The organism is Buttiauxella sp. 3AFRM03 (genome assembly GCF_003675305.1).
In the GTDB taxonomy this organism is placed as follows: Bacteria; Pseudomonadota; Gammaproteobacteria; order Enterobacterales; family Enterobacteriaceae; genus Buttiauxella; species Buttiauxella ferragutiae.
Genome location: NZ_CP033076.1, coordinates 3,801,181 through 3,827,167 on the forward strand (window position 1 = coordinate 3,801,181; position 25,987 = coordinate 3,827,167).

The following is a 25,987-nucleotide window of genomic DNA, read 5'->3' on the forward strand; positions in this document are numbered from 1 at the left end:
ACAATGCCTGATTATTCAGCCAAAAACAGCTCCAACAGCGAATTCAAAAACAGCTTCCCGTGCTCGGTAATCTGCCAATAATCCTCAGTCTCAACCAGGTAATCTTTAGCTATCGCTTCATCTAACTGCGCGCGAATCACCGACTCATCAAGCCCGGTATATAAGCTAAATTCGTTGCGTGGCGCCGCTTCGAGCAAACGAAAACGATTCATAAAGAACTCGAACGGTTTATCGGCTTGTTCCACATCGTGCTGCTTGTCGAGGTATTTACCTTCCATATAACCGCGTGGATGGCGTGTTTTCGCGGTACGAACAATGCGCCCGTCCTCGAACGTTACCTTGCCGTGTGCGCCACAGCCAATCCCCAGGTAATCGCCAAAGCGCCAGTAGTTCAGGTTGTGCTGGCACTGGTAACCCGGTTTAGCATAGGCCGAGGTTTCATATTGCTGATAACCTGCCGCAGTCAGCAGCTTATCGCCTTGCTCGAAAATATCCCACAATGCGTCGTCGTCCGGCAGTTTTGGCGGACGCGAACTAAACAAAGTGTTCGGCTCAATCGTTAACTGATACCAGGAAAGATGCGGCGGGTTGAGTGCAATTGCCTGGCGCAAATCGTCCAGCGCTTCTTCTAGCGATTGATCCGGCAGGCCGTGCATCAAATCGAGGTTAAAGCTGCGCAAACCGAGTCCGCTTGCCAGATTCGCCGCGCGTTTCGCTTCACCAGAATCATGAATACGCCCCAGACGTTTGAGCTTAGGCTCGCTGAAACTCTGCACACCAATAGAAATACGGTTCACGCCAGCACGCTGATAACTCACGAAACGGTCAGCTTCTACCGTTCCGGGGTTAGCTTCCATTGTGATTTCCGCATCGGCTGCCAGCGGCAGGCGCGCACGCACACCGTCCAGCAGGTTTTGCATCGCCTCTCCTGAAAGCAGGCTAGGCGTACCACCACCAATAAAGATGGTCTTTATTTCACGTCCTTGTGCCATTGGCGCGTCGATATCCAGATCGCGCAACAGGTGGGCGACATACTCATCGTGCGGCACGTCGCCCTTAAGTGCATGGGAATTGAAGTCACAGTAGGGGCACTTCTGCACGCACCACGGGATGTGAATATAGAGACTCAGTGGTGGCAAATTAGCCATTTTTCATTGCTTCCAGTAACAGTTTTAGCGCTTGCCCGCGGTGGGAAATGGCGCGTTTTTCGTCACGAGTCAATTCAGCGGCAGTTTTGCCTTCACTCGGGACAAAGAAAATAGGATCGTAGCCGAAGCCACCGGCACCCGCAGCTTCACGGGTAATCTGGCCTTCCCAACTGCCGTGGCAAACCAGCGGAGTGGGGTCTTCTGCATGACGCATATAAACCAGCACACAATGGAAACGCGCTTTGCGTTGCTCGTCTGGTACATCTTTCAGTGTAGCCAGAAGCTTTTCGAGGTTCTGCTGATCGGAGGCTTCTAAGCCTGCGTAGCGGGCAGAATAAATCCCCGGCGCACCACCCAACACATCAACCGCCAGACCTGAATCGTCAGCAATGGCTGGCAAACCCGTTATCTGCGCCGCATGGCGTGCTTTCAGAATGGCGTTCTCGATAAATGTCAGGCCCGTTTCTTCGGCAGACTCCACACCCAGTTCGGTTTGCGCCACGACATCCAGACCAAAATTGCTCAGTAAATCGGCGAGTTCACGCACTTTACCGGCGTTACCGGTCGCGAGGACAACTTTTTGCATAGTGAGAAAATCCTGTGAAATTAGGTAATTATTCGAGCAATGCCGCGACTTCCGTCGGGATGTGTTGCGGGTCGATAATTTTAATTTGTTTATGGCGGCCCAGATCGCCTTTCTCAAGCAGCACCTGACTTTTGGCGACTTTCAACTGTTTAGCCAGATATTTTACCAGATGGGCGTTAGCTTTGCCGTCAATCGGTGGGGCAGTGATGGCGACTTTTAGTTCGTCGCCATGCAGCCCGACAATACTATCGCGGCTGGCTTTCGGCTGAATGTACAGCCGTAAAACCAGCCCGTCTGCGGTTTGACTCACTGCACTCACAGCAAGAACCAAAGCCCCGGGAACAGATCCATACCAAGGTAGTTCAGCGCATACAGAATCAAAATCACCACCATCGCGGAGAAATCAATCCCGCCCATTGCCGGGATAATGCGACGAATCGGTGCCATCATCGGTTCAGTTAATTGCATCAGCACATATTCTACTGGGCTGCGACCCTGGCTAATCCAGCTCATCAGCGAACGAATAATAATCACCCAGAATACCAGCGTACCGGCGGACTTGAGCAACGATAACAAGCCAACCAGCAGGTTCATTGGGTCAAGTGATAGCGCACCGACCTGAATAAGCAGCAGGATCGGGTACTTCAGCGTGGTGAGAATAAACGCCACCAACAGGGAAGAAGTATCGATCGGCCCAATTGAAGGGATTATCCGACGCAGTGGCCCGACAATCGGCTGGGTAATCTTGACGATAAACTGTGCAAAAGGGTTGTAAAAATCACAACGCGACCACTGCATCCAGATGCGAATCAATAGCACCATCACATACAGTTCAATCAGTGTTTTGACCAGGAAAGTCAACGTCAGCATGGCGTTCCTCAATAATTATGGTGATTAACGAGCGGAGTAATCCCGCGCGCCGAAAATAGCGGTTCCAATGCGCACCATGGTGCTGCCTGCGGCAATCGCGGCGTCCATGTCATCGGTCATGCCCAGGGACAACGTATCAACCGTTGCATAGCGGTTTTTGAGCGATTCGAAAGCCGCTGCCATCTTCTGGCAAACCGCTAACTGATGCTCGTAATCAGGCTCAGGGGCAGGGATCGCCATTAAACCTCGTAATACCAAACCCGGTAATTCAGCGACACCAGCCGCAAGCGTTTCAAGCTCGCTCAGCGCAATACCAGACTTGCTTTGTTCATCACTGATGTTGATTTGAATCAGCACGTTAAGCGGTGGAAGCTCAACCGGGCGTTGTTCGCTTAAACGAGTAGCAATGCGTAACCTGTCGACGGTGTGGCACCAGTCAAAATGTTCAGCCACCAGACGGCTTTTGTTCGACTGCAAAGGGCCAATAAAGTGCCATTCCAGTGTGGCTTCACTGTTATCGGCAAAGTAACGAATTTTATCCACGCCTTCCTGCACGTAGTTTTCACCGAATGCGCGTTGGCCGGCAGCAATCGCTTCTGCGAGAGCGCTTGCAGGCTTGGTTTTGCTTACTGCAAGCAAAGTAACTTCTTCTGGAGCACGGCCGCAGCGTTCAGTTGCCGCTAAGATTTTGTGCTGAACCTGTGCCAGATTGTGCGTTATCTCGTTCATAGGTTGGAAAGTGATATGGATATCGAAGAAATTGTGGCCCTTAGTGTAAAGCATAATGTCTCTGATCTACACCTGTGCGCGCAGCTTCCTGCTCGTTGGCGGCGGCAAGGACGGCTTGAACTACTGCCTGGCGGCGCGCCTGAACCACAAGCATTGCTTGATGACTGGCTGTCAAAAGCACAAAAGGAACAACTGGAAGAAAGCGGGCAAGTGGATTTCGCCGTGACGCTAAAGTCAGGGGTACGGTTGCGGGCGAACGCTTTTCACCAGCTGCAAGGCAACTCACTTGCCTTGCGGTTATTGGCGTCGGACTGTCCCAAACTCGAGGCGCTAAACGTTCCACCGTTGATCCCCGAATTGTTGCAATCCCCAGACGGGCTAATTCTGGTGACTGGCGCGACAGGCAGCGGTAAATCCACCACGCTTGCGGCGATGGTTGAGCATCTCAACCATCAGCTAGATGGGCATATCCTGACACTGGAAGATCCTATTGAGTTCGTCCATCAATCAAAGCGCTGCCTGATTCAACAACGAGAACCTGGCACACATTGCCGCTCGTTTGCTGCAGCGTTACGTGCGGCATTGCGTGAAGATCCCGATGTGATTTTGTTGGGGGAATTACGCGATAGCGAAACCATACGCCTGGCGCTCACCGCTGCGGAAACAGGCCATCTGGTACTGGCAACATTGCATACTCGCGGAGCCGCACAAGCTGTAGAACGGCTGGTGGATGTCTTTCCTGCGGAAGAAAAAAACATGGTGCGCAGCCAATTGGCCGGCAGTTTAAAAGCGGTGCTGGCGCAGAAATTACAGCCTGATGCCCAGGGTGGAAGGGTGGCTTTGTTCGAGTTGTTGGTGAATACACCAGCCGTAGCGAGCCTTATCCGTGAAGGGAAAGCTCATCAGTTGCCCGGGCAGATTCAAACCGGGCAGCAATATGGTATGCAGAGTTTTTCGCACAGCGAAGCGCGGTTACGTGCGGAAGGTCGTATTGGTATTGCTCCCTCTCCTGGGGGAGAGGGCTGGGGTGAGGGATATTCCGATGATTAGAATTATTGCTTCTGTGTGTTTGCGTGTGTATGATTTTCATCTCAGAGAAGGTCAATGGATTCTTCCAATTCAGGAGTAAAGCCTATGTTTTTTTCTGTTGGCGTGGAGATGCCTGCAAACGATAACGAAGCGTATGGCATGATTGTTCCTGCGTTATGCAATGATGATTTCGGCTGTATTTCAGCGGCAGATAATCAAGATGAAATTGCACTGATGGTACGCGAGGCGATTTTATCGATTGTTGATTTCATGGTTGAGCGAGGAATGGATATCACCCAACTTAAAGATGCCGGGCCATTTGTTTATGCGGCAAATCCAGAATATGCGTACTGTAATCAGTGGCTGCTGGTGGATGTGGATTTGTCAGCTTTGGAGGGGAAGCAGCAGCGAATCAATATTTCTCTGCCAGATGCACTTTTGGAGCGGATTGATAACCGTGTAAAACAGCCGTCATCTGGTTACAAGGATCGCAGCCATTTTCTGGCAGTCGCGGCAAGGCATGAGCTGATCGGTGCGTCTTCAGACATGCCTGATAGCAAAAAAGACTAAGGGTTATAGTCAAACCAGCTTTCAAGAATGATGACCGCAGAGGCTGAATCAATGCTGCCTTTGTTAAGCGCGCGGAAACCGCCGTGTTCAAACAAACCAGCACGGGCTTCAACGGTACTCAGGCGCTCATCTTGCAACGAAACTTTTACACCAAAACGGCCATGCAGGCGATTGGCAAACTTTCTTGCGCGGACAGTAAGCGGTTGCTCGGTACCGTCCATATTCAGAGGTAAGCCAACAATCACTTCGTCGGGTTGCCACTCTTTAAGGATTTTCTCGATGACGTTCCAGTCAGGGGTACCGTCTTGTGCTTTCAGTGCTGTTAAAGGCCGTGCCGTTCGGGTAATACGCTGACCGATGGCGACACCAATACTTTTGGTGCCGAAATCAAAGGATAACAGTGTTCCGCTGCTCATTAAGCGTGCCCCGCTTCACTAGGCATATTATGAATATCAATGCCGATTAATTTTGCTGCTTCACGCCAGCGTTCAGAAATAGGGGTGTGGAAAAGAATCGACGCGTCTGCTGGTGCTGTGAGCCAGGCGTTGTCTAAAATCTCTTGTTCCAGTTGCCCTTTTTCCCACGACGAGTAGCCGAGCGCGACAATAATATCGGCTGGCTGCTTTGCGGTGCCAATGGTTTCGAGTACATCACGGGATGTGGTGATCACTGTGTCATCTGAAATTCGGATGCTTGAAGCAAAACAGTCCGGTGGGGAGTGCAGAATAAAACCACGGTCTTCTGCCAGTGGGCCGCCAATAAACACCGGTTTATCAAGGCGAATGGCTGGGTCACGCGGCTCTGGATCGATTTTGAGTTTTTCCAGAACACCGTCAACCTGAAGATTTTCGAGAGGTTTATTGATGATTATCCCCATTGCGCCATCTTCGCTGTATTCACAGATATAAACGACTGCACGCTTAAACAGAGGGTCCTGGAGCGCCGGCATGGCAATTAGAAAGTGATGCTGTAAATTCATTGTCAGAGGTTCTGGTTCCGGTTGAAAAAGCGGCATTAGATGCGCGAGGAATAGTCAGTTTATCACTTTTGAACTGCACTGGACACTCGGCCCATCCTTGGGCCGGGGTGGTGCAGGCTATTTCGCCAGACGTACTTCGATAGCGTCGAACAGCATACCCGTGATCGATACAGGGAACTCGGCTTCGATTTCGCGGATGCAGGTTGGGCTGGTGACATTAATCTCAGTGAGGCGGTCACCGATGATATCCAGACCAACAAAAATCAATCCTTTGGCTTTCAATGTTGGGCCGACACGGCGGGCAATTTCCCAATCGCTTTCAGTCAATGGACGTGGTTCGCCACGACCGCCAGCCGCCAGGTTACCACGAGTCTCACCACCTTGCGGAATACGCGCCAGGCAATATGGAACAGGTTCACCATCAACAACCAGAACACGTTTGTCGCCATCAACAATGGCTGGCAGGTAGTTTTGCGCCATGCAGTAACGATTGCCCAGCTCTGTTAGTGTTTCAGCAATAACGCCAATGTTAGGGTCGCCTTCTTTGACGCGGAAAATCGACGTACCGCCCATGCCATCTAACGGCTTGAGGATAATGTCGCCATGCTTTTGCCAGAATGCTTTCAACTGTGCTTTGTTGCGAGTGACAAGTGTTTCTGGGGTTAAATCAGCAAACCAAGCGGTGAACAACTTTTCGTTACAGTCGCGCAGGCTCTGCGGTTTGTTAACGATCAGCGTGCCTTGTTCTTCGGCGCGCTCAAGAATATAGGTAGCGTAGATAAACTCGGTATCAAACGGCGGGTCTTTGCGCATCAACACCACGTCGAGATCGGCAAGCTGAATATCTTGCTCGCTGCCAAATTCGTACCATTTATCGTAGTTCTGCTCGACAGTGACCAGACGGGTGCGCGCATGCGCTTCACCGTTGATCAAATACAGATCGGCCATTTCCATATAGTGGAGTTCGTAACCACGGCGCTGGGCTTCCAGCAGCATGGCAAAACTGGAGTCTTTCTTGATGTTAATGTTTGCGATGGGATCCATCACGATGCCAAGCTTGATCATTGTTTTCTCCGGTTTTAGCCCAGGTCGCCAAAACGCACTTGCAGTGCGGTAATCGCGGTGAGCGCGGTAGTCTCAGTACGCAGAACGCGAGGTCCCAACAGAATATCAGTAAATTGATGGCGCGAGGTCATGGCGATTTCGTCAGCAGTTAAACCGCCTTCCGGGCCAATCAGCAGGCGCACACGTTCAACAGGTTGCGGCAAGGTATTAATACTGGCGTTAGCGCGTGGATGCAGATTGAGCTTGAGACTTGCATCGTCCTCAGCACACCACGCTTCAAGATCCATCGCCGGGCGCACTTCCGGCACCACATTGCGTCCACACTGTTCACAGGCAGCAATGGCAATTTTCTGCCACTGCGAGAGCTTTTTATTCAGCCGCTCGGCATCCAGTTTTACGCCACAGCGTTCAGAAAACAAAGGGGTAATCACATTCACACCCAGCTCAACGGCCTTCTGAATGGTGAACTCCATTTTCTCGCCACGCGACATGACCTGACCAAGATGCAGATGCAGTGGGGATTCGCGGTTATCGATGGTGGCACTAAGCACTTTCACCCGCACACTTTTCTTATCTGCCTGAACGATTTCAGCATCAAAAACTTGATTGCTGCCATCGAACAACTGCAGTGCGTGGCCTGCATTCATGCGCAGTACACGGCCGACGTGGTTAGCCGCATCTTCACAAAGTGCCACGTCCTGGCCAACGGTGAGTAATTCAGGATGGTGAATGCGGGGTATACGCATGGTTTTTAATATCCAAAAGAGGTCGTGTTTTTCTCCCTCCCCCTGAGGGAGAGGGGACTAAACCGCTAGTGTAGGTTAGCTGTTTTGCGCCTGGCAAGCTCGTAGCACATAAGGGTTATGATTACCCTGAACTTTGGATATGCGCTCATCGCGCTCACATTCCCAGGCAGTGACCGGATATTGCTTGTTCCACGCCTCAAATAGCTGGGTTTGCTGGCGAGAAAGGTTGAGCTGATATTGGTCACGCATGTAGAAATAAGTACGGGCAATAGCACCACGCGCACGCGCAGGTGGCTCGGCAATCTTATCTTTGAAGTCGACTTTCATTTCACATTGCCCGTACTGACCTTCGCCGCCATTCCACTGGCTATACATGAAGTTGTTACGGTCAGCATTCACTTCGCCTACTGCGGGTTGCAGGTTGTGCATATCGCTTTCCATCTTGCGATATTCCGGATCTTTGGAGCAGTTTTTACGGCCGCCATCTTGCCAACACTGGCGCTGATGGCCGAACTGCCAGGCCGGTACGACATGCTCCCACTCTATGCGTGTCGCACGGTTTTCATTCTTACGGACTTTGTAACCGCAGGATTCGAGATCGGGAACGCCCTTTTTCCCTTCCCAGCTGATTTTACATCCGCAATAGAAGTCACCCGGCGCGTCGGCATTCACTTTGACGCCAGCGGCTTTAGCTTGAGAGAAATTATTAATACCGGCACTGAGTGCGGAAAAAGAGGAGAGGGCTGCAACAACTGCAACAGCCAAAGAATATTTGCGAGACATTTCCAGAATCCTTACTAAAACGTGCTCGCACCCTAACTGATGGGTTATCAGGATTCAATAAGCTAAATCAGGAAACTTTCCGATTATTATTTTTAATTACAGGAGGTTGTAGCGTCTGCTTTTAACAGGTCGCCGCACTGAACACAGCGGTATTCTGCTTCGCCACGCACCACACGGTTATGGCGTCGGACGGTAAGCTGATGCAACTGGCAGCGGCAGCGATAGGGAAAGGTGTTCTTACGCACGGATTGCACTTCAAACTTATGCGTGCGACGAGCGGGGACGCCAAGCACCGCTTCCATCATCCATTTCCACTCTTTGCCGTGTGGTGCTACGCGGCCAAAGTGTTTCCAGACCAACAGATGTGCCAGTTCATGCGGCACAACTTCATCAATGAAAGTTTGCTGATTTTCCATCAGCAATACCGGATTTAGACGAATTTCGTAGCTATCCATCCATGCGGTACCCGCAGCAGTGCCGCGCTGCTGATAGACCAGTTTCGGTTCAGGATAGTTTCGGCCCAACTGCTGATTGGCTTGTTGGAGTTTTTCTCGCAGGCAGCGCATAACGGCCTGTTGGAGTGCGATGGGGAGTCTTGGGGATTTCATAACGGCACAGATTAGTGCCAGGCGAAGCAGGGTGCAAGCCCCTCTCCATTGTGGAAAGGGGCGAGTGTGGTTTATTCGTGAGCGCCAATCTCACGTAAGCGGCGGCCTTTCATCAAGTTACGTTCGATGTGTTCCAGGGAAACGTGTTTGGTTTCTGGAATCAGCCACAGAGTGAGCACAATAAAGAACAGATTTAACGCCGCGTAGACCCAGAAGGTATTCGCGTTACCCAGAGTGTTAAGCATGGTCAGGAATGTTGCGCCGACGATCATGTTGGCAATCCAGTTGGTGGCGGTAGAGCAGGTGATACCAAAATCGCGGCCTTTCAGCGGTTGGATTTCAGAACACAGCACCCAAATCAGTGGACCCGCACTCATTGCAAAACCGACGATAAACATCAACAGCATTGCGATGGCGAAGTATTGCGCGCCCTGGGAGTGAATACCAATGTGCAGCATGGTACCCAGTATGCCCATGCCAACAGCCATCACCATGAAGCCCAGTACCAGCGTCGGTTTACGGCCCCAGCGGTCCACCAGACCGATCGCAATAAATGTCGCCAGTACGTTGATAAGCCCAACAATTACGGTGCCCCACATTTGTTGAGTGGTGTTGGTAAAGCCCGCTATTTCGAAGATTTTCGGCGCGTAATACATGATCACGTTCATACCGGTGAACTGCTGCATCACCTGAAGCAGAATGCCGAGGAACACCGCACGGCGGAAGTTGCTGTTGTCTTTAAACAGCGACCAACCGCTTTGTTTAACTTTCAGGCTTTCACGGATTTCTTCCAGTTCACGTTTGGCTTCGGCACTGGTATCACGCAGGCGCAACAGGACGCGCTCGGCATCGTGGAAACGACGTTTAGCAGCGAACCAGCGCGGGCTGTCTGGCAGGAAGAACACGCCAACCAGAAGAATCAGGGCTGGAATAGTAATGACGCCCAGCATCCAGCGCCATGAGCCGCTGTAGCTGAATGCGGTATCAGAAAGGTAAGCACCGAGAATCCCGATGGTAATCATCAGCTGGTACATCGAAATCATGCTGCCACGAATTTTTTCTGGAGCAATTTCAGACAGATAAAGCGGTGCGGTATAAGACGCAACACCGACTGCCAGCCCAAGCAACACGCGGGAAAGAATCAGGATTTCAGTATTCGGTGCAAACGCAGAACAGAGCGAGCCTGCAACGAATAGCACTGCGCCAATCATCAGGCTGTATTTGCGCCCGATACGGAACGAGAGCCAGCCACTACCCACTGCACCGACTGCTGCGCCAAACATCATCGAGCTGACAACCCACTCTTGTTGATGTGCGGTTATCTGGAAATCTTTCGCGATAAACGGCAACGCACCGGCAATAACGCCGATATCAAGGCCAAACAACAAACCTGCCAGGGCCGCAAGGAAACAGACGAAAAAGGTCATGCTTTTGTTCGAGCGCCCTTGTTTTTTTATGTCAGGCATAGTGCTCTCCAGTTGAATTATTTGGGGGTGTCTCGCTATTAAGGGTAGGGCAACGCTACGTGAAATTATGTGATGCAACTCACGTTAGTGTAATCGCTTACACTAATGTCAAGAAGTGTATGTATAAATTTATTATATAAAACATAGCATTAAATGCGGATAATAAAAGAGAAAATAAGTAATCCGGACTAGTCTGAACATTTATGTAAACAGTGCGTCAACATTAATCTGTCATGAGGATTAATCTTAATTAACTATCTTTTAACGCATATGTAATCGCTTTCACTGGGCGTTTGTTGGAGATGGCTGGGGGGCAGATGGGGGTTGTGGAAATAAAAAAGACCAGCAGAGCGCTGGCCTTTTAGATTGCTGACAAAGGTCACTAAACAGGTGTTGTAGGGTGGATAAGCGATAGCGCCATCCACCATTTTCGCCTGTTGTTGCAGATAAAAGTGTCGGATGACGCTGCGCTTATCCGACCTACGAAGAGGTTCGTCATCGGTCTAAAAGACCAGCAGAGCGCTGGCCTTTTAGATTGCTGACAAAGGTCACTAAACAGGTGTTGTAGGGGGGATAAGCGATAGCGCCATCCACCATTTTCACCTGTTGTTGCAGATAAAAGTGTCGGATGACGCTGCGCTTATCCGACCTACGAAGAGATTTGTCATCGCTCTTAAAGACCAGCAGAGCGCTGGCCTTTTAGATTGCTGACAAAGGTCACTAAACAGGTGTTGTAGGGGGGATAAGCGATAGCGCCATCCACCATTTTCGCCTGTTGTTGCAGATAAAAGTGTCGGATGACGCTGCGCTTATCCAACCTACGAAGAGGTTCGTCATCGGTCTTAAAGACCAGTAGAGCGCTGGCCTTTTAGATTGCTGACAAAGGTCACTAAACAGGTGTTGTAGGGGGGATAAGCGATAGCGCCATCCACCATTTTCGCCTGTTGTTGCAGATAAAAGTGTCGGATGACGCTGCGCTTATCCGACCTACGAAGAGGTTCGTCATCGGTCTAAAAGACCAGCAGAGCGCTGGCCTTTTAGATTGCTGACAAAGGTCACTAAACAGGTGTTGTAGGGGGATAAGCGATAGCGCCATCCACCATTTTCGCCTGTTGTTGCAGATAAAAGTGTCGGAAGACGCTGCGCTTATCCGACCTACGAAGAGGTTTGTCATCGGTCTAAAAGACCAGCAGAGCGCTGGCCTTTAATGTCTGGAGCTCTGACGGATTTTACTTCAGGCCGGCAGCATCACGCAGCAATTCTGCTTTGTCGGTTTTTTCCCAAGGGAAATGCTCACGACCAAAGTGACCGTATGCGGCAGTTTCTTTGTAGATTGGGTGCAGCAGATCCAGCATCTGAATCAGGCCGTACGGACGCAGGTCGAAGAACTCGCGCACCAGCAGAGTCAGTTGTTCGGTAGAGATTTTCTCGGTACCGAAGGTTTCAACCATGATAGAAGTCGGTTCTGCCACGCCGATGGCGTAAGACACCTGGATTTCACAGCGGTCAGCCAGACCCGCAGCAACGATGTTTTTCGCGACATAACGCGCCGCGTACGCCGCAGAACGGTCAACTTTAGACGGATCTTTACCGGAGAACGCGCCGCCACCGTGACGAGCCATGCCGCCGTATGTATCAACGATAATTTTACGACCGGTCAGACCGCAGTCACCCATTGGGCCACCGATAACAAAACGGCCTGTTGGGTTGATGTGATATTTGGTAGATGCATTCAACCATTCTGCTGGCAGAACTGGCTTGATGATCTCTTCCATCACCGCTTCTTGCAGCGTTTTCAGCTGTACATCTTCAGAGTGCTGGGTAGACAGAACCACGGCATCAATACCGACGATTTTACCGTCGTCGTACTGGAACGTGATTTGGCTTTTTGCATCCGGACGCAACCATGGCAGTGAGCCATTCTTACGAACTTCAGCCTGGCGTTGAACCAGAAGGTGCGCGTAAGTGATTGGCGCTGGCATCAGCACTTCGGTTTCGTTGGTTGCATAACCAAACATCAGGCCCTGGTCGCCCGCACCTTGTTCCAGTGGATCGGTACGGTCAACGCCCTGGTTGATGTCCGGGGACTGCTTACCAATCGCGCTTAACACGGCACAAGAATTGGCATCAAAGCCCATATCAGAATGCACGTAGCCGATGTCACGAATCGTTTGGCGAGTGATTTCTTCGATATCAACCCAGGCGCTGGTGGTGATTTCACCGCCAACCAGAACCATGCCGGTTTTAACGTAAGTCTCACAAGCTACGCGTGCTTTTGGATCCTGCTCGAGGATCGCATCGAGGACCGCATCAGAGATTTGGTCAGCGATTTTATCGGGATGCCCTTCTGATACAGACTCGGACGTAAAGAGGTGCTTGGCCATATTTTATTCACCCTAAGAGAATTAGGTTAGTGCAGACTGCCGCTAATTGGCGCTCGTATCAGTGCGATATACTGATATTCGGAGTTTTAGCCACAGGATTAATTTCAGGCAGTCTAACAGTTAATCGGTATAGATGGATTAACATCTGGACGGCTATTCTAGGTTATCCCTTAATCAGATTACCAGTGATTTTTCTACCCGCAAGTTTCTAAGCATAATCTTGGATGGCAATTTTTACTGACAGTGCCGCAAAGCAGGGATTTTTGTTTTGCAATTTTTGGCTGTTATCGGTATAAAGCGGCGCGCGCGGCTCATTCAACAAGCACACATTTCTACGTGTTGCCCACTTCCAGCCGGGTTGAGCAAATTTCTTAGCTTTGGCTTGTCGCATGCCCTAAATGGTATGTGTGGAGGTGTCAGGATTGAAAAACCGCTGTAATTCACAGAATCTGGCTCACCAGTCTGGTGTGCATTTGCCTCTCTCAATAAGCATCTCTTTGCTGCATTCCTGCCGATGTTATACCCATCTCGGCGCTTCTCAGGACTCTCGGGCCGGTTTTTAAACCCGTGAAATTCTGAACAAGGGCTCTCTTGTCATCGATAAGAGTATTCTCGTGGTTTCGCCGACTCGTTCTACGAAGCTCGGTTACGTGTTTTTACAATGATATGAAAAAGAAACCGGTCGCACAGTTTGTCTGTCAGCGTCTTATGCTGCCGATACGCGCTGTTAATGGGTTGTTATTGCGGGATACCCCTGCGATAGTAGTCAACTGTTTTGCACATTCGTTTAAATTTGAGGTTCGCCATGTCTGACAAAATCTCTTCTGTTTCGGGTTCGTCAGTGGGCGAGCAGGATGTACACCGCTCCATGCAGGAGGTTGCCATGAGCTCCCAGGAAGCCAGCAAAATGCTGCGTACTTACAATATTGCCTGGTGGGGCAATAACTATTACGACGTCAATGAGCTCGGTCATATCACCGTTTGCCCGGACCCGGATGTCCCGGAAGCGCGTGTTGATCTCGCTGAACTCGTAAAAGCCCGTGAAGCACAGGGGCAGCGTTTGCCTGCACTGTTCTGCTTCCCGCAGATTTTGCAGCACCGCCTGCGTTCTATTAATGCAGCGTTCAAACGTGCTCGCGAATCCTATGGTTATAACGGCAACTATTTCCTCGTTTACCCAATCAAGGTGAACCAGCACCGTCGCGTGATTGAATCACTGATTCATTCCGGCGAACCGCTGGGCCTGGAAGCAGGTTCTAAAGCAGAACTGATGGCTGTGCTGGCGCATGCGGGCATGACGCGTTCGGTCATTGTGTGTAACGGTTATAAAGACCGTGAATACATCCGCCTGGCGTTGATCGGCGAGAAGATGGGCCACAAGGTTTATCTGGTCATCGAGAAGATGTCTGAAATTCGCATTGTGCTGGAAGAAGCCGAGCGCCTGAATGTGGTACCGCGCCTTGGCGTGCGTGCGCGTCTGGCATCGCAAGGTTCGGGCAAATGGCAGTCTTCAGGCGGCGAGAAATCAAAATTTGGTCTGGCGGCGACGCAGGTTCTGCAACTGGTTGAAATGTTGCGTGAAGCCGGTCGTATCGACAGCCTGCAATTACTGCACTTCCACCTCGGTTCGCAAATGGCGAATATTCGCGATATCGCCACCGGCGTGCGTGAATCAGCGCGTTTCTATGTTGAGCTGCACAAGATGGGCGTTAACATCGAATGCTTCGATGTGGGCGGCGGTCTGGGCGTGGACTATGAAGGCACGCGTTCGCAGTCAGATTGTTCGGTCAACTATGGCCTGAACGAATATGCGAACAACATCATTTGGGCGATTGGCGACGCATGTGAAGAAAACGGCCTGCCGCACCCGACGGTTATCACCGAGTCTGGCCGTGCGGTGACCGCGCACCACACCGTGCTGGTGTCTAACATCATTGGTGTTGAGCGCAACGAATACACCACGCCAACAGCTCCGGCTGCAGACGCGTCCCGTGCACTGCAAAGCATGTGGGAAACCTGGGGCGAAATGCACGAGCCGAACAACCGTCGCTCGCTGCGTGAATGGCTGCACGATAGCCAGAACGATCTGCATGATATCCATACCGGCTACTCGGCGGGGAGTTTCTCTTTGCAGGAGCGTGCCTGGGCGGAGCAGCTTTATCTGAGCATGTGCCACGAAATTCAACGCCTGCTTGACCCTAGCAACCGCGCACACCGCCCGATCATCGACGAACTGCAAGAACGTATGGCGGATAAGATTTACGTCAACTTCTCGCTGTTCCAGTCCATGCCGGATGCGTGGGGTATCGATCAGCTGTTCCCGGTACTGCCGCTTGAAGGGCTGAATCAGATCCCAGAGCGTCGTGCGGTACTGCTGGATATCACCTGTGATTCCGACGGTGCTATCGATCACTACATCGATGGTGACGGTATTGCGACAACTATGCCGATGCCAGAATACGATGCGGAAAACCCGCCGTTGCTGGGCTTCTTTATGGTTGGGGCATACCAGGAAATCCTTGGCAACATGCACAACCTGTTTGGCGATACCGAAGCGGTTGACGTGTTCGTCTTCCCTGACGGCAGCGTAGAGGTGGAGCTTTCTGATGAAGGCGATACCGTTGCGGACATGCTGGAATACGTTCAGCTTGATCCAAAAACTCTGCTCAAGCATTTCCGTGATCAGGTCAAACAGACCGATCTGGATGCCGGTTTGCAGCAGCAGTTCCTCGAAGAGTTTGAGGCTGGGTTGTATGGCTATACTTATTTAGAAGACGAGTAAATTACTCGGCGTACTTCGAGTCGCAGGGGTGTTGGCCGCACTCACTTACCCCAGTCACTTACTTAAGTAAGCTCCCGGGGATAAGCTCCTTTGCCGCCTACCTGTAACGCGAATTACTAGAGTAATTAGTATACAAATAAGGTTACATTCGGCGATAATCCGCCAACAAGCAGTCTGAATGAATCCAGTCCCTTCCTCGTCGGGTTAACGACGCGGAAGGGACTTTTTTTTGCAAATAATTACCATCATCGTGAGGTCAAACCATGAGCACCTTAGGCCATCAGTACGACAATTCCCTGGTATCCAATGCCTTCGGTTTTTTACGTTTTCCACTGAACTTCATGCCGTATGACAGCGATGCCGATTGGGTGATCACTGGCGTTCCTTTTGATGCGGCAACCTCTGGCCGTGCAGGCGGGCGTCATGGCCCTGCGGCTATTCGTCAGGTTTCTACCAACCTGGCGTGGGAAGGTAACCGCTTCCCGTGGAATTTCGACATGCGTGAGCGTCTGAACGTTGTTGACTGTGGCGACCTGGTTTATGCCTTCGGTGATGCGCGTGATATGAGCGAACGCCTGCAAGCTCACGCAGAAAAACTGCTGGCTGCCGGTAAGCGTATGCTGTCTTTCGGTGGTGACCACTTCGTGACTCTGCCGCTGTTGCGCGCTCACGCTAAGCACTTTGGTAAAATGGCGCTGGTGCATTTCGATGCGCACACTGACACCTATGCGAACGGCTGCGAGTTCGACCACGGCACCATGTTCTACACCGCACCAAAAGAAGGTCTGATCGACCCGAATCATTCTGTGCAGATTGGTATTCGTACCGAGTTCGACAAAGATAATGGCTTTACCGTGCTGGATGCAGGCCAGGTGAACGACCGTACTGTTGACGATGTGCTGGCGCAGGTGAAGCAAATTGTTGGCGATATGCCAGTTTATCTGACCTTTGATATCGACTGCATCGATCCTGCTTTCGCACCAGGCACCGGTACGCCGGTTATCGGTGGTCTGACTACCGATCGCGCGCTGAAACTGGTTCGTGGTTTGAAAGATTTGAACATCGTTGGTATGGACGTTGTAGAAGTGGCTCCGGCTTACGACCAGTCTGAAATTACTGCTTTGGCGGGCGCGACGTTGGCGCTGGAGATGTTGTATATCCAGGCGGCTAAGAAAGGCGAGTAATCAGGCTATTTTACTTGCCATTTTGAACCCGGGCAGTGCTCGCCATCCTCACGTACTTTGTGTACGCTCCGGTGGCTGCGCGCTGCCCGAGTCCAAACTGCTTGCGACAATTACGCCTGAGGCAGTCATTTGAAAATTACTTCAGCCCATCTGCCGCCATACGGTCGCGAATATGTTGCGCACGTTCGGCTGAAGCCGGGTGGTCGTCAAGCATCGAGCTTTGGCGGCCTTCTTCTTGCTTCGCTAGCTTCTCAAAACTGGTTGCCAGGCCAATTGGGTTGATGCCACGTTTTCTCAACAAATCATACGAATAGTCATCTGCTTCCGATTCCTGACGCTGGGAGAACTGTGCATTTACCAATTTCTCACCCAAATCGCCAAGCTGTGACTGTGACAAACTGCCAATCATTCCGCCCGCAGAGGCCGCTGCAACACGAGCTGCGTTAGTCCCCAGCGCCACCTGCATCCCTTTCTTCACATGGCCGAGCGCCACGTGGCCCATTTCGTGGCCGATAACCGCTTCGACTTCGTTATCGTTCATCATATCCATCAGGCCGCTGTACACGCGGATACAACCGTTGGCCATCGCAAAGGCGTTCACGTCTTTGGTGACGTAAACCTTGTAGTTCACCGGCATGCCGTTGATGTTATCGCCCAATGCCGCAGCGATTTTGTTCAGGCGTTGCGCATACTCGCTACTGGCCGGTGCGATAGACGCTTTGCTGTCCAGTTCGGCACAGGATTTGTCGCTCAGCTCTTTGACCTGCGCATCACTTAATGTGTACGCCTGAAAGACTTCAGCACCGGAAGCCAGCAGGCCGTTGGAATCCATATTCTGGCAACCACTCACCAGGACTGCAACGCTCAGGCTCAGTAAAATTGGGCGCATCTTCATGCCAATATCCTTAATAAATGACAACTACTCTGGGGGATCGAGCCACATATCGCTGGCTGGTGGCTTGAGTATAAAGAAGTTAACGCATGCTGCGCATCAACATGCGCAACATGCGAGCAGCTTCCAGAGATTTCTTAACCGGACAAAAGGATGCTCCATGTACATGGCACACGGCTTGCGGTACATTGATGGCAATTTTTTGGGCGTAGCCCATAACGCATAGTAGTCAAGGCCTGACCTTCAACCATCCGATCTGGAGTCAAAATGTCCTCTCGTAAAGAGCTTGCCAATGCTATTCGTGCACTCAGCATGGACGCAGTACAAAAAGCCAAATCCGGTCACCCGGGTGCCCCTATGGGTATGGCCGACATTGCCGAAGTCCTGTGGCGCGATTTCCTGAACCATAACCCGCAGAACCCTGCATGGGCTGACCGTGACCGCTTCGTGCTGTCTAACGGCCATGGTTCAATGCTGATTTACAGCTTGCTGCACCTCACAGGCTATGACCTGCCGATTGAAGAACTGAAAAACTTCCGTCAGCTGCATTCCAAAACTCCGGGTCACCCGGAAGTGGGTTACACCGCAGGCGTAGAAACCACCACGGGTCCACTGGGTCAGGGTGTGGCAAACGCAGTCGGTATGGCCATTGCTGAACGCACCATGGCAGCACAGTTCAACCGCCCTGGTCACGATATCGTTGACCACTTCACCTACACCTTTATGGGTGATGGCTGCATGATGGAAGGCATTTCCCACGAAGTTTGCTCGCTGGCGGGTACGCTGGGTCTGGGTAAACTGGTTGCCTTCTATGATGACAACGGTATCTCTATCGACGGCCACGTTGAAGGCTGGTTCACAGACGATACGGCGAAACGCTTTGAAGCCTACGGCTGGCACGTTGTGCGCGGCGTTGACGGCCACGATGCAGACGCTATCAAACGCGCTGTTGAAGAAGCCAAAGCGGTTACCGACAAACCTTCACTGCTGATGTGCAAAACCATCATCGGTTTCGGTTCACCAAACAAAGCCGGTACCCACGATTCCCACGGCGCACCTTTGGGTGACGCAGAAATCGCACTGACCCGTGAAGCACTGGGCTGGAAACACGCGCCATTCGAAATCCCGCAAGACATTTATGCTCAGTGGGATGCTCGCGAAGCAGGCCAGGCGAAAGAAGCAGCATGGAACGAGAAGTTCGCTGCCTACGCTCGCGCCTTCCCGCAAGAAGCCGCAGAATTTATCCGTCGTATGAAAGGCGACATGCCTGCTGATTTCGCAGCTAAAGCGCAAGAGTTCATCAAGAACCTGCAAGCTAACCCTGCGAAAATCGCCAGCCGTAAAGCGTCCCAGAACACCATCGAAGCATTCGGTCACTTGTTGCCTGAATTCCTTGGCGGCTCTGCTGACCTTGCACCGTCTAACCTGACTATCTGGTCTGGTTCTAAAGCCATCAACGAAGACCTGGCCGGTAACTACATCCATTACGGTGTACGTGAATTCGGTATGACGGCGATTGCCAACGGTATCGCGCTGCACGGTGGTTTCCTGCCGTACACCTCTACCTTCCTGATGTTTGTTGAATATGCCCGTAACGCGGTGCGTATGGCAGCACTGATGAAGCAACGCCAGGTGATGGTCTACACCCATGACTCAATCGGTCTGGGTGAAGACGGCCCGACTCACCAGCCAGTGGAGCAGCTTGCTGCCCTGCGTGTGACGCCGAACATGAGCACATGGCGTCCATGTGACCAGGTTGAGTCTGCGGTGGCGTGGAAATACGCTGTAGAACGTCACGACGGCCCGACCGCGCTGATTTTCTCCCGTCAGAACCTGGCACAGCAAGATCGTACTGAACAGCAACTGGCGGATATCGCCCGTGGCGCATACGTTCTGAAAGACTGCGCAGGCACGCCTGAGCTTATCCTGATTGCCACCGGTTCTGAAGTTGAACTGGCGGTTGCAGCCTGGGATCAACTGACTGCTGAAGGCATTAAAGCGCGCGTGGTTTCCATGCCGTCTACCGATGCATTCGACAAACAGGACCCTGCTTACCGTGAAGCGGTACTGCCGAAAGCGGTTGCTGCGCGTGTTGCTATCGAAGCCAGCATCGCTGACTACTGGTACAAATACGTTGGTCTGAATGGTGCGGTTGTGGGTATGACCACCTTTGGTGAGTCTGCTCCAGCTGAACTGCTGTTCGAAGAGTTTGGTTTCACTGTTGCAAACGTAGTGAAACAGGCTAAAGCAGTTCTGTAATCGCTTCATGCTAGTTAAGCGGGTCGCTCAGGCGACCCGTTTTTTATGGTTATCCTCAATAAAACGGGTTGTCTTGCATTGCAAAAGTATAATCAATCAAGTATCAAATCGTGATCTTCATAGCATAATCGTAAATAACACAAAACATGAATTTGTGATTAGGTTAAAATTATTGCTATTGACATGTTTATATTTGATTTTTTTGTATTTTTAATTCTTTGAATTTATTGATTAAAATTTTTCTCACTCAATAAATAACATTTCCCCGCCCTCATTTGATTTATTTTCCACGCCGTCATACTTTAATTGAAAATAAAAACACCCTACAAAATGAGGAAGACAGTATGCGGTTAATAGATTATTTCCCTGATGCTGCCATATCTATAAAAAACTCTGCCGATGACTGGCAACAGGCAATAGATTATTCAATGGAAGTGCTATTGCAAAAAGGCTATGTCACCGCTTCATACATTGATGCAATTAAAAAGACCACCCAGGAAACTGGCCCATATTATATTCTGGCTCCTTTTGTTGCGATGCCTCATGCCAGGCCAGAATGCGGCGCAATTAAAACAGGTTTATCTCTTACGCTATTAAAAAACACCGTGGGTTTTGGCGATAACCACGAACCGGTGAAATTATTAATCGGGTTGTCAGCGGCTGATTCAGATGAGCATATCGGTGCTATTCAGGCATTAAGCGAAATGTTCTGTGAAGAATCAACAATTGAAGCTTTGCTGAATGCGAATACCGATCAGCAACTCAAGGATATTATCACTCAAGAGTAATCATTCTCTCGTCAGGATAAATATGAAAAATAAATCAGCTCGTGCCAAAGTCCAGGCTTTCGGCGGATTTCTTACAGCTATGGTTATCCCCAATATCGGCGCATTTATCGCGTGGGGTTTTATTACCGCGTTATTTATTCCAACCGGCTGGATGCCTAATGAACATTTCGCCAAAATAGTCGGCCCAATGATCACCTATTTGCTACCGGTGATGATTGGCTCAACCGGTGGCCATTTAATTGGTGGGAAACGCGGTGCGGTGATGGGCGGAATTGGTACCATCGGCGTGATAGTCGGTGCCGATATTCCGATGTTCATCGGTGCGATGATCATGGGGCCACTCGGTGGCTGGGTGATTAAAGTTATCGACCGCACGCTGGAGAAGCGTATTCCGCCAGGCTTTGAGATGGTGATTAATAACTTCTCATTGGGTATTGCCGGGATGCTGCTTTGCCTGTTTGCCTTTGAAATTATTGGCCCTGCGGTGTTAGTGGCGAACAATTTCGTGAAAGAGTGCATTGAAGCGTTGGTCAGCACCGGTTATTTACCGTTGTTGTCGCTGATTAACGAACCCGCGAAGATCCTGTTCCTGAACAATGCAATCGATCAGGGTGTTTACTACCCATTAGGCATGCAGCAAGCGTCTGACACCGGGAAATCTATCTTCTTTATGGTGGCGTCGAATCCAGGCCCTGGGCTCGGTTTGCTGCTTGGTTTTGCAGTGTTTGGCAAAGGAATGGCAAAAAAATCCGCACCAGGTGCGATGATCATTCACTTCCTGGGCGGTATTCACGAACTCTACTTCCCGTATGTTTTAATGAAGCCGTTGACGCTGATTGCCATGATTGCGGGCGGGATGTCCGGAATTTATACCTTTAATCTGTTGGGTGGCGGCCTGGTTGCAGGGCCAAGTCCGGGTTCCATCTTTGCTTATCTCGCCCTCACGCCGCGTGGTGCATTCTTTGCCACCATTGCCGGTGTCACCGTGGCGACAGCCGTTTCATTTGTGATTACCGCATTCATTCTGAAACTGGATCGCAGCAAAGAAGTCGAGAAAGAGGACAACTTTGATGAGACTGCCAGCGCCATGAAAGCGATGAAACAGGAAGGGGCGTGGAGTACCGGTCCAGTGAAATTGGTCGCGTTTGTTTGCGATGCGGGCATGGGCTCAAGCGCTATGGGAGCCACCACGTTTCGTAAGCGTCTGCAAAAACAGGGCATAGAAACAGAAGTTAAACACTACGCCATAGAAAATGTACCTGAACACGCAGAGATAATCGTCACGCATGCCAGCCTGGAAGGGCGCGTCAAACTGGTGACTAACAAACCGCTGATCCTGATTAATAACTATATTGGCGACCCGAAACTCGATGCGTTATTTAATGAATTAACCGCTAAGGCTTAATAATAAGGATTCTTATGAAAACTAAAGTTGCAGCCATTTATGGCAAGCGGGACGTCCGTATCCGTGAGTTTGAATTACCGGCAATCACTGATGATGAGTTATTAGTGAGCGTTATTTCAGATAGCGTGTGTTTATCAACATGGAAAGCGGCGCTACTGGCGAGTGACCATAAACGTGTACCAGATGATTTAAATAACCACCCAGTAATTACCGGGCATGAATGCGCAGGAGTCATTGTCGAAGTCGGGAATAATCTTCTCGGCCAATATAAGAAAGGCCAGCGTTATGTATTACAACCGGCAATGGGTTTGCCGAGTGGATATTCAGCCGGTTATAGCTATGAATACTTCGGTGGCAATGCCACGTATATGATTATCCCAAAACAGGCTATCGATCTGGGCTGTGTTTTACCTTATAGAGGATCATATTTTGCAGCCGCCTCTTTAGCGGAGCCAATGTGCTGTATTATTGGGGCTTATAAAGCGAACTATCACACCACGCAATACGTTTATGAACATCGCATGGGAATTAAACCCGGTGGCAACCTGGCATTATTAGCCTGTGCCGGGCCGATGGGCATCGGTGCCATTGATTATGCAATTAACGGCAATATCAAACCGGGCAAAGTGGTGGTGGTTGATATTGATGAAGCCAGACTGGCACAGGCACAAAAACTCTTGCCTGTAGAGCTGGCGGCCAAAAACGGTATCGAGTTGGTGTATGTGAACAGCAAAGAACTGGATAACCCTGCGGCGGCGTTACGTGAGATGACCGGTGGTACGGGCTTTGATGACGTCTTCGTTTATGCCGCCGTACCTGCGGTGATTGAGCTGGGTGATGACCTGCTCGCTGACGACGGCTGCCTGAATTTCTTCGCCGGACCAACGGATAAAAACTTCAAGGTGCCGTTTAATTTCTACAACGTGCATTACGGCAGCACGCATATTGTTGGCACATCTGGCGGCTCCGCCGATGACATGATTGAAGCCATTGAACTTGCTGCCAGCGGGCGATTACAGCCTTCGTTTATGGTTACGCATGTGGGTGGCCTGGATGCGGTTCCTGAAACCGTGCTGAATCTGCCGGATATCCCGGGCGGTAAAAAGCTGATTTACAACGGTGTCACCATGCCGCTGACGGCAATCACTGAATTCGCCAGCCTGGGTGAAACCGATCCATTATTTAAACGCCTTGCCGAACTGGTGGCTGAAACACACGGCGTCTGGAACGAAGCGGCGGAAAAGCATCTGTTAGCCCATTTTGGCGTTGATATCGGTGTGGAGGCGTAACCATGAAAACGCTGGCTTATCCATTTTTCCGCACCACGGAACGGGCCGCGCTTGCAGCCTGGCCATTGATCGGCTGCGGCGATAAGAATCAGATTGATGGCGTGGCGGTGCAGGCAATGCGTGATGCACTTAATCAAATTGATATGCAGGGGCGGATTGTCATTGGCGAAGGGGAGATTGACCACGCGCCGATGCTGTATATCGGCGAGATGTTAGGAAAGGGTAATTCCCCGCAAATCGATATCGCCGTTGACCCCATCGAAGGCACGCGCATGGTGGCGATGGGGCAAAATAATGCGCTGGCGGTGATGGCCTGCGCACCGGTTGGTACCTTGCTGCATTCCCCCGATATGTATATGAAGAAAATCGTGGTGGGCAAGAAAGCCAAAGGGGTGATTAGCCTTGCGGCAACGCTCGCAGATAACCTAAAAAATATTGCCAACGCGCTCGGCAAACCGCTGGAGCGTTTGCGGATGGTGACCCTCGATAAACCCCGCCACCAGGCAATAATTGCCGAAGCTACAAGCCTGGGCGTGAAAGTGATTGCATTACCGGATGGTGACGTGGCTGCAAGCGTGATGACTTGCTTGCTGGATAATCAATACGACGTGATGTACAGCATTGGCGGCGCACCAGAGGGCGTAATTTCTGCCTGTGCGGTGAAAGCATTAGGTGGCGAAATGCAGGTGGAATTAATGGATTTCTGCCAGGCAAAAGGGGAGACGCCTGAACATCGCCAAATTGCTGATTCTGAGCAACGCCGCTGCCGTGAAATGGGCGTCGAAATCAATCGTATTTACAGCCTTGATGAAATCGTCAAAAGCGACGAGGTATTATTTTCCGCAACCGGCGTAACCGGCGGGGATATTTTGCAGGGAGTGCGCGAAGAAGGTGATGTTGTACGCACTCAAACGCTCTTGATTAATGGTATAGAGCGCACCTGTAATATTATAGACTCTTTACATCACCTCTAATGTACTGAGCTATTAATGACCACCTTGAACGAAGATGAAGTACTTGAACAACTGGAAGCGCAAAGTGATTTGGCCTCATTTATGAGCGTCGCGCACGATATTTTGCTTTCCGGCATCAGGCAATTTCTACCTTCGTTATTTGTTGATAATGATGAAGAGATCGTTGAGTACGCGGTTAAGCCTTTGCTTGCCAGAAGTGGGCCGCTGGATGATATCGACGTTGCGCTGCGCCTGATTTACGCGCTGGGGAAAATGGATAAATGGCTGTATGCCGATATTACCTGTTTTTCCCAGTTCTGTGATTTTGTGCAACACAGCAAAGTGGCAATTCAGTTTCATGATGACCTCACTTACGATTTTATTGCGAACCTCAATTCGATTACCCAAAACGCGACATTGTTTAATGCAATAAAAAGCATGAAGTATTCGGATTTCTCAATCTATTCCGAAGCGCGTTATGGCGGCTTAGTGAAAACGGCGTTATCTCTGGCGGTGACTTCATTATTGAAGGAGCTAGTCTGGTGAAAGTCACATTAATTATTAATGGATTAGAGACACAAGCCTGTTTTAAAGAACAAGAAGTCGAAGCGTTACATAAGCCTTTATTAAAGCAACTCGCCGCAAAGCAAAAGCAATTACAGCGTCGGCTGGTGGTATTTTTGGCGGCTCCACCCGGCACCGGTAAGTCAACGCTGGTGGCGTTTTGGGAATATTTGTCTTCGCTCGATCCGGCATTACCTGCGATACAGGCTTTACCGATGGATGGCTTCCATCACTACAACGAATATCTGCTTGCGAACAATCTCAAGCAACATAAAGGCGCACCGCAAACGTTTAATATTCAGAAGCTAACTGGTGCATTGCAGGATCTGCAAAAGCCTGGCAGTCGCTGGCCGCAGTACGATCGTAATCTGCACGATCCGCTGGAAAATGCGATTACCGTTGAAGCGCCCATTGTGGTGGTTGAAGGCAATTGGCTGCTGCTCAATCAGCCAGAGTGGCAGGCATTGCGCCCCCTTTGCGATTTTTCTGTGTTTATCGCTGCTCCTGCGGAATTGCTTTCCGAACGATTGATTAGCCGAAAAATACGTGGCGGCTTGAGCCGTGAGCAGGCGGAGGAATTTTTCCACGCCACTGATGGGCCGAATGTTTTACGTGTGCTCGAAGGAAGCCTGTCTGCCGATATGCAGTTAGTTATGGATGAGCAGGGTGGCTATCATCTCAATTGATACCGGCAGGGTCGTGTGAACGACTCTGTGGTATTTCCATTATTCCTGCTGATAGCTGGTTGTTATTCATTCAACGTGGGTTTCTTGTTGCATTTATTCCATCAAATTTGTGACGTATGTCAGAAGATCGGTTGCCTGTCATGGGGTAACGTTCCATTTATTCCCCGTATCGCTTAACATGGCTGAAGCGTTTCAGTCGAATAAATGTTCGACAATTAAGCA

Annotated in this window: 26 protein-coding genes; 12 read left to right on the forward strand and 14 right to left on the reverse strand. The window is 50.6% G+C overall.

What is annotated here, in order from left to right:
* Positions 1–11 precede the first annotated feature (11 nt).
* Genes hemW through D8682_RS19275 form a run of 5 tightly spaced genes read right to left on the reverse strand, consistent with a single transcriptional unit; the run spans position 12 to position 3,333 of the window.
* The gene (gene hemW / locus D8682_RS19255) at positions 12–1,148 is read right to left on the reverse strand and encodes a radical SAM family heme chaperone HemW (protein WP_121814905.1); all 1,137 of its coding nucleotides are present in this window, start codon (positions 1,146–1,148) and stop codon (positions 12–14) included.
* Entirely contained in the window at positions 1,141–1,734 is a 594-nt protein-coding gene (locus D8682_RS19260; protein WP_064543521.1) for an XTP/dITP diphosphatase, read from the reverse strand. The genes hemW and D8682_RS19260 overlap by 8 nt, the downstream gene beginning before the upstream one ends.
* A 28-nt stretch (positions 1,735–1,762) precedes the next feature.
* Complete coding sequence (yggU, locus tag D8682_RS19265) at positions 1,763–2,053, reverse strand: DUF167 family protein YggU (RefSeq protein WP_121814906.1); 291 nt, start codon at positions 2,051–2,053, stop codon at positions 1,763–1,765.
* Positions 2,050–2,604, reverse strand: a complete 555-nt coding sequence (locus D8682_RS19270; RefSeq protein ID WP_064543525.1) for a YggT family protein — start codon at positions 2,602–2,604, stop codon at positions 2,050–2,052. Before D8682_RS19270 ends, yggU begins: the two co-directional genes overlap by 4 nt.
* A gap of 24 nt (positions 2,605–2,628) precedes the next feature.
* Positions 2,629–3,333 carry a YggS family pyridoxal phosphate-dependent enzyme gene (locus D8682_RS19275; RefSeq protein ID WP_121815739.1) on the reverse strand — a complete coding sequence of 235 codons (705 nt, stop codon included), beginning with the start codon at positions 3,331–3,333 and terminating at the stop codon, positions 2,629–2,631.
* A gap of 15 nt (positions 3,334–3,348) precedes the next feature.
* On the opposite strand from D8682_RS19275, the gene D8682_RS19280 reads away from it, so the two are divergent.
* Complete coding sequence (locus tag D8682_RS19280; RefSeq protein ID WP_121814907.1) at positions 3,349–4,383, forward strand: type IV pilus twitching motility protein PilT; 1,035 nt, start codon at positions 3,349–3,351, stop codon at positions 4,381–4,383.
* Between the two features lie 84 nt (positions 4,384–4,467).
* Positions 4,468–4,932, forward strand: a complete 465-nt coding sequence (locus tag D8682_RS19285) for a type II toxin-antitoxin system HicB family antitoxin (protein WP_121814908.1) — start codon at positions 4,468–4,470, stop codon at positions 4,930–4,932.
* Here the strand turns inward: D8682_RS19285 and ruvX are convergent.
* From ruvX to metK, 8 genes are all read right to left on the reverse strand, one after another.
* A complete protein-coding gene (gene ruvX / locus D8682_RS19290) occupies positions 4,929–5,348 on the reverse strand; it encodes a Holliday junction resolvase RuvX (RefSeq protein WP_064543531.1) in 420 nt (139 codons plus the stop codon). The two genes, D8682_RS19285 and ruvX, sit on opposite strands and share 4 nt — an antisense overlap.
* Positions 5,348–5,911 (reverse strand): YqgE/AlgH family protein, encoded by a 564-nt coding sequence (locus tag D8682_RS19295; RefSeq protein WP_064543533.1) that lies wholly within the window; start codon positions 5,909–5,911, stop codon positions 5,348–5,350. The genes ruvX and D8682_RS19295 overlap by 1 nt, the downstream gene beginning before the upstream one ends.
* 117 nt (positions 5,912–6,028) lie before the next feature.
* A complete protein-coding gene (gene gshB, locus D8682_RS19300) occupies positions 6,029–6,976 on the reverse strand; it encodes a glutathione synthase (protein ID WP_121814909.1) in 948 nt (315 codons plus the stop codon).
* A gap of 14 nt (positions 6,977–6,990) precedes the next feature.
* Positions 6,991–7,722 (reverse strand): 16S rRNA (uracil(1498)-N(3))-methyltransferase, encoded by a 732-nt coding sequence (gene rsmE / locus D8682_RS19305; RefSeq protein ID WP_121814910.1) that lies wholly within the window; start codon positions 7,720–7,722, stop codon positions 6,991–6,993.
* 75 nt (positions 7,723–7,797) lie between these two features.
* The gene (gene endA, locus D8682_RS19310; RefSeq protein WP_064543538.1) at positions 7,798–8,505 is read right to left on the reverse strand and encodes a deoxyribonuclease I; all 708 of its coding nucleotides are present in this window, start codon (positions 8,503–8,505) and stop codon (positions 7,798–7,800) included.
* Positions 8,506–8,597: 92 nt separating this feature from the next.
* Positions 8,598–9,113 carry a SprT family zinc-dependent metalloprotease gene (locus tag D8682_RS19315; protein ID WP_121814911.1) on the reverse strand — a complete coding sequence of 172 codons (516 nt, stop codon included), beginning with the start codon at positions 9,111–9,113 and terminating at the stop codon, positions 8,598–8,600.
* A gap of 71 nt (positions 9,114–9,184) precedes the next feature.
* A complete protein-coding gene (locus D8682_RS19320) occupies positions 9,185–10,579 on the reverse strand; it encodes a sugar porter family MFS transporter (RefSeq protein ID WP_121814912.1) in 1,395 nt (464 codons plus the stop codon).
* Between the two features lie 1,229 nt (positions 10,580–11,808).
* Complete coding sequence (gene metK, locus D8682_RS19325) at positions 11,809–12,963, reverse strand: methionine adenosyltransferase (RefSeq protein WP_064543569.1); 1,155 nt, start codon at positions 12,961–12,963, stop codon at positions 11,809–11,811.
* Positions 12,964–13,671: 708 nt separating this feature from the next.
* Between metK and D8682_RS19335 the strand changes: the two genes are divergently transcribed.
* The 3 genes from D8682_RS19335 (at position 13,672) to speB (ending at position 16,929) form a co-directional block, all read left to right on the forward strand.
* Positions 13,672–13,776, forward strand: a complete 105-nt coding sequence (locus tag D8682_RS19335; RefSeq protein ID WP_370090879.1) for a virulence promoting factor — start codon at positions 13,672–13,674, stop codon at positions 13,774–13,776.
* Entirely contained in the window at positions 13,769–15,745 is a 1,977-nt protein-coding gene (speA, locus tag D8682_RS19340; RefSeq protein ID WP_074388524.1) for a biosynthetic arginine decarboxylase, read from the forward strand. Before D8682_RS19335 ends, speA begins: the two co-directional genes overlap by 8 nt.
* 263 nt (positions 15,746–16,008) lie before the next feature.
* A complete protein-coding gene (gene speB, locus D8682_RS19345; protein WP_064543574.1) occupies positions 16,009–16,929 on the forward strand; it encodes an agmatinase in 921 nt (306 codons plus the stop codon).
* A 136-nt stretch (positions 16,930–17,065) separates the two neighbouring features.
* Here speB and D8682_RS19350 read toward each other — a convergent pair whose 3' ends face one another.
* The gene (locus D8682_RS19350) at positions 17,066–17,824 is read right to left on the reverse strand and encodes a M48 family metallopeptidase (protein ID WP_121814914.1); all 759 of its coding nucleotides are present in this window, start codon (positions 17,822–17,824) and stop codon (positions 17,066–17,068) included.
* A 264-nt stretch (positions 17,825–18,088) separates the two neighbouring features.
* On the opposite strand from D8682_RS19350, the gene tkt reads away from it, so the two are divergent.
* The 7 genes from tkt (at position 18,089) to D8682_RS19385 (ending at position 25,765) form a co-directional block, all read left to right on the forward strand.
* Entirely contained in the window at positions 18,089–20,080 is a 1,992-nt protein-coding gene (gene tkt, locus D8682_RS19355) for a transketolase (protein ID WP_064543579.1), read from the forward strand.
* A 344-nt stretch (positions 20,081–20,424) separates the two neighbouring features.
* The gene (gene cmtB, locus D8682_RS19360) at positions 20,425–20,868 is read left to right on the forward strand and encodes a PTS mannitol transporter subunit IIA (protein WP_121814915.1); all 444 of its coding nucleotides are present in this window, start codon (positions 20,425–20,427) and stop codon (positions 20,866–20,868) included.
* Between the two features lie 22 nt (positions 20,869–20,890).
* Positions 20,891–22,273 carry a PTS mannitol transporter subunit IICB gene (locus D8682_RS19365; RefSeq protein ID WP_064543584.1) on the forward strand — a complete coding sequence of 461 codons (1,383 nt, stop codon included), beginning with the start codon at positions 20,891–20,893 and terminating at the stop codon, positions 22,271–22,273.
* A gap of 14 nt (positions 22,274–22,287) precedes the next feature.
* A complete protein-coding gene (locus tag D8682_RS19370) occupies positions 22,288–23,562 on the forward strand; it encodes a zinc-binding dehydrogenase (protein WP_064543586.1) in 1,275 nt (424 codons plus the stop codon).
* 2 nt (positions 23,563–23,564) lie between these two features.
* The gene (glpX, locus tag D8682_RS19375; protein ID WP_121814916.1) at positions 23,565–24,536 is read left to right on the forward strand and encodes a class II fructose-bisphosphatase; all 972 of its coding nucleotides are present in this window, start codon (positions 23,565–23,567) and stop codon (positions 24,534–24,536) included.
* 15 nt (positions 24,537–24,551) lie between these two features.
* Positions 24,552–25,061: an MltR family transcriptional regulator gene (locus tag D8682_RS19380; protein WP_121814917.1), complete on the forward strand. Its 510-nt coding sequence runs from the start codon at positions 24,552–24,554 to the stop codon at positions 25,059–25,061.
* Positions 25,058–25,765: a nucleoside/nucleotide kinase family protein gene (locus D8682_RS19385; protein WP_064543592.1), complete on the forward strand. Its 708-nt coding sequence runs from the start codon at positions 25,058–25,060 to the stop codon at positions 25,763–25,765. The genes D8682_RS19380 and D8682_RS19385 overlap by 4 nt, the downstream gene beginning before the upstream one ends.
* Positions 25,766–25,987 lie beyond the last annotated feature (222 nt).

Excerpts from the sequence above, each read along its gene's own strand:
- hemW (WP_121814905.1), bottom strand. The coding sequence starts at position 1,148 with ATGGCTAATTTGCCACCACTGAGTCTCTATATTCACATCCCGTGGTGC.
- D8682_RS19260 (WP_064543521.1), bottom strand. The coding sequence starts at position 1,734 with ATGCAAAAAGTTGTCCTCGCGACCGGTAACGCCGGTAAAGTGCGTGAA.
- D8682_RS19270 (WP_064543525.1), bottom strand. The coding sequence starts at position 2,604 with ATGCTGACGTTGACTTTCCTGGTCAAAACACTGATTGAACTGTATGTG.
- D8682_RS19275 (WP_121815739.1), bottom strand. The coding sequence starts at position 3,333 with ATGAACGAGATAACGCACAATCTGGCACAGGTTCAGCACAAAATCTTA.
- D8682_RS19280 (WP_121814907.1), top strand. The coding sequence starts at position 3,349 with ATGGATATCGAAGAAATTGTGGCCCTTAGTGTAAAGCATAATGTCTCT.
- D8682_RS19285 (WP_121814908.1), top strand. The coding sequence starts at position 4,468 with ATGTTTTTTTCTGTTGGCGTGGAGATGCCTGCAAACGATAACGAAGCG.
- ruvX (WP_064543531.1), bottom strand. The coding sequence starts at position 5,348 with ATGAGCAGCGGAACACTGTTATCCTTTGATTTCGGCACCAAAAGTATT.
- D8682_RS19295 (WP_064543533.1), bottom strand. The coding sequence starts at position 5,911 with ATGAATTTACAGCATCACTTTCTAATTGCCATGCCGGCGCTCCAGGAC.
- gshB (WP_121814909.1), bottom strand. The coding sequence starts at position 6,976 with ATGATCAAGCTTGGCATCGTGATGGATCCCATCGCAAACATTAACATC.
- rsmE (WP_121814910.1), bottom strand. The coding sequence starts at position 7,722 with ATGCGTATACCCCGCATTCACCATCCTGAATTACTCACCGTTGGCCAG.
- endA (WP_064543538.1), bottom strand. The coding sequence starts at position 8,505 with ATGTCTCGCAAATATTCTTTGGCTGTTGCAGTTGTTGCAGCCCTCTCC.
- D8682_RS19315 (WP_121814911.1), bottom strand. The coding sequence starts at position 9,113 with ATGAAATCCCCAAGACTCCCCATCGCACTCCAACAGGCCGTTATGCGC.
- D8682_RS19320 (WP_121814912.1), bottom strand. The coding sequence starts at position 10,579 with ATGCCTGACATAAAAAAACAAGGGCGCTCGAACAAAAGCATGACCTTT.
- metK (WP_064543569.1), bottom strand. The coding sequence starts at position 12,963 with ATGGCCAAGCACCTCTTTACGTCCGAGTCTGTATCAGAAGGGCATCCC.
- D8682_RS19335 (WP_370090879.1), top strand. The coding sequence starts at position 13,672 with ATGCTGCCGATACGCGCTGTTAATGGGTTGTTATTGCGGGATACCCCT.
- speA (WP_074388524.1), top strand. The coding sequence starts at position 13,769 with ATGTCTGACAAAATCTCTTCTGTTTCGGGTTCGTCAGTGGGCGAGCAG.
- speB (WP_064543574.1), top strand. The coding sequence starts at position 16,009 with ATGAGCACCTTAGGCCATCAGTACGACAATTCCCTGGTATCCAATGCC.
- D8682_RS19350 (WP_121814914.1), bottom strand. The coding sequence starts at position 17,824 with ATGAAGATGCGCCCAATTTTACTGAGCCTGAGCGTTGCAGTCCTGGTG.
- tkt (WP_064543579.1), top strand. The coding sequence starts at position 18,089 with ATGTCCTCTCGTAAAGAGCTTGCCAATGCTATTCGTGCACTCAGCATG.
- cmtB (WP_121814915.1), top strand. The coding sequence starts at position 20,425 with ATGCGGTTAATAGATTATTTCCCTGATGCTGCCATATCTATAAAAAAC.
- D8682_RS19365 (WP_064543584.1), top strand. The coding sequence starts at position 20,891 with ATGAAAAATAAATCAGCTCGTGCCAAAGTCCAGGCTTTCGGCGGATTT.
- D8682_RS19370 (WP_064543586.1), top strand. The coding sequence starts at position 22,288 with ATGAAAACTAAAGTTGCAGCCATTTATGGCAAGCGGGACGTCCGTATC.
- glpX (WP_121814916.1), top strand. The coding sequence starts at position 23,565 with ATGAAAACGCTGGCTTATCCATTTTTCCGCACCACGGAACGGGCCGCG.
- D8682_RS19380 (WP_121814917.1), top strand. The coding sequence starts at position 24,552 with ATGACCACCTTGAACGAAGATGAAGTACTTGAACAACTGGAAGCGCAA.